Genomic DNA, 4,441 nt, shown 5'->3' with positions numbered 1-4,441 from the left:
CTGGTGCACCCGCCGGTGCCGCTCGCCGTACGCGTGCCGTACGGCGTGCTCGCGGCGGCGGCCGTCGGTCTCATGCCGCGCTGGACGCGCTGGCCGTTGCGTCTGCCGTACCTGCCCGTCGCCGAGGCGAGCGCCGTGCGGATCGGGGGCGAGGTCGTCACGCGGTCGATCCGTTGGGCCATGACGCCGCCGGAGCGTCCGCCGGCTTCGTGATCCCTCCCTGCGGTTGCGGGACGTGGCGACTCCCGGGATGCTGTGGACCTCTGTGTGTTCCACCATGGGGGAGTCGTCTGCGAAGGGGAACCTGACGTGAACAAGCTGTTCATCGCGGCTGCCGGCGTCGCCGGCTACGTGCTCGGCACGCGCGCCGGCCGCGAGCGCTACGACCAGATCCGCACCCAGACCCAGAAGGTCTGGAACTCACCGACCGTCCAGAGCGGTGTCGACCACGCGGCCGACGCTGCCAAGAGCGCCGCCAGCGCAGCCGGCTCGGCCGCCGCCGACGCGGCCTCGTCCGCCGCCAGCGCCGCAGGCTCCAAGGTCGCCGACGTCGTCAAGGGCCACGGCTCCGACGACGCTCGCGTCTCGACCGACCCGGCCGACGCCTCCTACGACGTCGACGCCGCCCTCGCGGAGGCCGACACCGAGGTCACGTCGACGCGACCGGCCAACAACCCGCCGACCGCCGCCGACCTCGCCGAGCCGCGCACGAGGCGCCTGTGACCTCCCCGTCGGACGAGTCGACCGGACGGCTCATCGCGCAGGCCACCGAGGACATCTCGACGCTGATCCGCGCCGAGATGCAGCTCGCCAAGGACGACCTCGCCCAGGCGGGCAAGCGCGTCGGCGTCGGCGCGGGACTCTTCGGAGCCGCGGGCGTCATCGCCCTGTACGGGCTGGGCGTGCTGATCAGCGCCGCCGTGCTCGGCCTGGCGAACGTCACCGACCCGTGGCTCGCCGCGCTCATCGTGGCCGTCGTGCTGTTCGCGGTCGCGGGAGTCGCCGCCCTCGTCGGCAAGCGGAACGTCACGAAGGTGACCCAGGCGCCGGCCGCCAGGGTCGAGAGCGTGCAGGCCGACGTGGCCGCCGCGAAGGGAGACCACCCATGAGCGACCGCGCCCGCCTCGAGGCCGAGATCGACGCGACCCGCGAGCACCTCGCCGAGACCGTCGACGCGCTCGGCGACAAGCTCGACGTCAAGGGACGGGCCCAGGAGGCCGTCGCCGAGGCCGACAAGGGTCGGATCGCGATCCTTGTCGGCGCCGCCGTGGCGGCCGTCGTCGGCATCGTGCTCCTGCGTCGCGGCTGAGGCTCAGCCCGCCCGCACCCGGTCGACGAACTCCAGCACGCGACGACGCAGGTCGTCGACGCGCAGGTCCGGCGCGCCGGTGACCGACTTCTCGTGCGCCTTGAGCGGCCGGCGCACCCGCGTCCAGCAGGCGAGGTCACCGCAGACGTACTGGCCGACCGTGTCGCCGGCGCGTCCGCGCGGCCCGGCACGGCGCGCCACCACCAGACGTGCGGTCGACGTGCCGTCGTCGGTGCGGCACCAGTCGCACAGCGTGGTGCGTGCCGGTCCTGTCGAGTCGGCCAACCGCAGCTCCACGCCAACCGGCTCGGCGACGATCTCCTCGCCCAGCACGACGTAGGCGCGCAGCGGCGCCTTCGGGTCGATCCAGCCGAGGTAGTCGCGCTCGTCGAGGCGGTCCGGCGGCCACGGCGCGGGCAGCGTCATCGTCGCGATCCTGCTCCGCGAGCTGTTCACGATGCTGGCGCGCACCTGGCGCGGGTCGAGCGGCTGCATGGTCCCTCCTCGCGTCGTGACTTTGCCTAATGCTGTTAGGCATCAACCTAACATACTCAGGCGTGCTGGTAGGGTCGTGCCGTGCCCCGAGCCGGACTCTCCACCGCCGCCGTCCTGACCGCGGCGGCCGACCTCGCCGATCGCGAAGGCCTCGACGCGGTGACCCCCTCGGCCGTCGCCCGGTCGGTCGGCGTGCGGACACCCAGCCTCTACGCCCACGTGGCGGGCGCCGAGGCCCTGCGGGAGGGCGTGACGACCCTGGCGCTCGACGAGCTCGCCGACCGGGTGGGGGCGGCCCTCGCCGGCCGGTCCGGCCGCGACGCGCTGCAGGCGCTCGCCGATACCTACCGGACGTACGCGACCGAGCACCCCGGTCGGTACGCCGCGACCCGACGTGCGGTCGACGCCGACTCGCCCGCCCTCGCCGCCGGCCGCCGCCACACGGACCTGGTGACGGCGGTGCTGCGCGGCTACCCCGTGCCCGAGCGCGAGCGGGTGCACGCCGTCCGGCTCGTCGGCTCGACGGTGCACGGTTTCACCGCGCTGCAGGCCTCCGGGGCGTTCGAGCACAGCAACCCCGAGGCCGACGTCAGCTGGCGGCGAGCCGTCGACGCCCTCGACGTCGCGCTCCGGCACTGGCCGGAGGACGGCGCCTGACCGGCCGACGTGTCAGTGCCCCCGGTCGATCCACTCCTGCAGGTGCGGTGCCTCGTCGCCGATGCGCGTGTCGTCGCCGTGCCCGGTGTGCACCACGGTGTCGTCGGGCAGCGTCAGCAGGTGGTCGCGGATGGACGCGACGATCGTCTCGAAGCTGGAGTAGCTGCGGCCCGTCGCGCCCGGGCCGCCCTGGAACAGGGTGTCGCCGCTGAACAGGACCCCGAGGTCCTCGGCGTAGAGGCACGTGCTTCCGGGCGAGTGGCCCGGGGTCGCGATGGCTCGCAGGGTGCTGCCGGCGACCGAGAAGGTGGTGCCGTCGACGAGGTCGTGGTCGGGCTTGACCTCCCGGCCGTGCTCGGCCTCCCAGAGCATGGTGTCGGCGGGCGGGAACCAGATCGGTGCGCCGGTGAGCTCGCGCAGCCGCACCGAGGCGTTGAGGTGGTCGTTGTGCCCGTGCGTGAGCACGATGGCCAGCACCGAGCGACCGTCGACGGCCGCGGCGATGGCGTCGGCGTCGTGCGGGGCGTCGACCACCACGACCTCGCTGTCGTCGCCGACCAGCCACACGTTGTTGTCGACGTCCCAGCTGCCGCCGTCGAGCTCGAACTGGCCCGACGTGACGACCTTCTGCACCCGTGCTGCTGGCGCCATCAGATCATCACCACCGAGCGGAGGACGTCGCCGCGATGCATCTTGTCGAACGCCGCCTCGACGTCGTCGATGCCGATGCGCTCGGTGACGAAGGCGTCGAGGTCGAGACGACCCTGGCGGTAGAGGTCGACCAGCATCGGGAAGTCGCGGCTCGGCAGGCAGTCGCCGTACCAGCTCGACTTGAGCGAGCCGCCGCGCCCGAACACGTCGATGAGCGGCACCTCGGGGATCTTCATGTCAGGGGTGGGCACGCCGACCAGGACGACGGTGCCAGCGAGGTCGCGGGCGTAGAACGCCTGCTCCCACGTCTCGGGGCGCCCGACGGCCTCGATGACGACGTCGGCGCCGAAGGTGTCGGTGAGCTCCTGGATGGTCTCGACCACGTCGTCCTTCGAGGCGTCGACGACGTGCGTGGCGCCCAGCGCCTTCGCCTGCTCGAGCTTGCGCGGGTCGAGGTCGACGGCGATGATCTTGGCCGCGCCGGCGAGCCTCGCGCCGGCCACCGCGGCGATGCCCACGCCGCCGCAGCCGATCACCGCGACCGAGTCGCCGCGACCCACGCCGCCGGTGTTGATGGCGGCGCCGATGCCGGCCATCACGCCGCAGCCGAGCAGGCCGACGGCGGCTGGGTCGGCCTCGGGGTCGACCTTCGTGCACTGCCCAGCGGCGACGAGGGTCTTCTCGGCGAAGGCGCCGATGCCGAGCGCGGGGGAGAGCTCCGTGCCGTCGACGAGCGTCATCTTCTGCTCAGCGTTGAAGGTGGCGAAGCAGTACTGCGGGCGTCCGCGTCGGCACGCGCGACAGTCGCCGCACACGGCCCGCCAGTTGAGGACGACGAAGTCGCCCGGCGCCACCTCGGTGACGCCCTCGCCCACGGACTCCACGACACCGGCCGCCTCGTGCCCGAGCAGGAACGGGAACTCGTCGTTGATGCCACCCTCGCGGTAGTGCAGGTCGGTGTGGCACACCCCGCACGACTGCACCTGCACGACCGCCTCACCCGGGCCGGGGTCAGGGACGTTGATGGTGACGACCTCGACGGGGGCGCCCTTGCTCATGGCCACGACGGCCTGCACCTGCTGCATGGGATCACTCAAGCCGATTCCGCCGACGGTTCCAACCATCCGTCCGGGGCGCGCGTCTCATGGTCGTGGGCGGACCTGCGGAGGTGGAGCGATGGACGAGGAGCAGCTCCTCATCGGGACGCTGCGTGCGGCAGCGGACCGGGCCCCGGACGGCGGGCTCGACGTGAGCGCGGTGCGCGAGCGAGCCAGGGTCGTACGCCGTAACCGCGCCGCCCTCGGCACCGCCTCGGCCGCCGCCCTGGTG

Annotated in this window: 7 protein-coding genes and 1 pseudogene; 5 read left to right on the top strand and 3 right to left on the bottom strand. The window is 73.1% G+C overall.

Features of this window, described 5'->3' with window-relative positions:
* From A6Q79_RS11345 to A6Q79_RS11330, 4 genes and pseudogenes are all read left to right on the top strand, one after another.
* Window positions 1–213: pseudogene (locus tag A6Q79_RS11345) on the top strand (DUF2236 domain-containing protein); the annotation flags it as partial.
* Window positions 214–309: 96 nt separating this feature from the next.
* Window positions 310–723 (top strand): hypothetical protein, encoded by a 414-nt coding sequence (locus A6Q79_RS11340; protein ID WP_067853043.1) that lies wholly within the window; start codon window positions 310–312, stop codon window positions 721–723.
* Window positions 720–1,109, top strand: a complete 390-nt coding sequence (locus A6Q79_RS11335; protein ID WP_067853040.1) for a phage holin family protein — start codon at window positions 720–722, stop codon at window positions 1,107–1,109. Before A6Q79_RS11340 ends, A6Q79_RS11335 begins: the two co-directional genes overlap by 4 nt.
* Entirely contained in the window at window positions 1,106–1,309 is a 204-nt protein-coding gene (locus A6Q79_RS11330; RefSeq protein WP_067853038.1) for a DUF3618 domain-containing protein, read from the top strand. The genes A6Q79_RS11335 and A6Q79_RS11330 overlap by 4 nt, the downstream gene beginning before the upstream one ends.
* Before the next feature lie 3 nt (window positions 1,310–1,312).
* On the opposite strand, the gene A6Q79_RS11325 is transcribed toward A6Q79_RS11330, so the two are convergent.
* Entirely contained in the window at window positions 1,313–1,804 is a 492-nt protein-coding gene (locus A6Q79_RS11325) for an FBP domain-containing protein (RefSeq protein WP_067853035.1), read from the bottom strand.
* An 81-nt stretch (window positions 1,805–1,885) separates the two neighbouring features.
* Between A6Q79_RS11325 and A6Q79_RS11320 the strand changes: the two genes are divergently transcribed.
* Entirely contained in the window at window positions 1,886–2,461 is a 576-nt protein-coding gene (locus A6Q79_RS11320; RefSeq protein WP_067853032.1) for a TetR/AcrR family transcriptional regulator, read from the top strand.
* Between the two features lie 12 nt (window positions 2,462–2,473).
* Here the strand turns inward: A6Q79_RS11320 and A6Q79_RS11315 are convergent, their stop codons facing one another.
* Window positions 2,474–3,112, bottom strand: a complete 639-nt coding sequence (locus tag A6Q79_RS11315; protein ID WP_067853031.1) for an MBL fold metallo-hydrolase — start codon at window positions 3,110–3,112, stop codon at window positions 2,474–2,476.
* Window positions 3,112–4,197 carry an S-(hydroxymethyl)mycothiol dehydrogenase gene (locus A6Q79_RS11310; protein ID WP_317698300.1) on the bottom strand — a complete coding sequence of 362 codons (1,086 nt, stop codon included), beginning with the start codon at window positions 4,195–4,197 and terminating at the stop codon, window positions 3,112–3,114. Before A6Q79_RS11310 ends, A6Q79_RS11315 begins: the two co-directional genes overlap by 1 nt.
* Window positions 4,198–4,441: the final 244 nt, after the last annotated feature.

This window comes from Aeromicrobium sp. REDSEA-S32_B7 (genome assembly GCF_001626145.1).
GTDB lineage: Bacteria > Actinomycetota > Actinomycetes > Propionibacteriales > Nocardioidaceae > Aeromicrobium > Aeromicrobium erythreum.
This window is presented reverse-complemented; position numbering and strand designations above follow the sequence as displayed.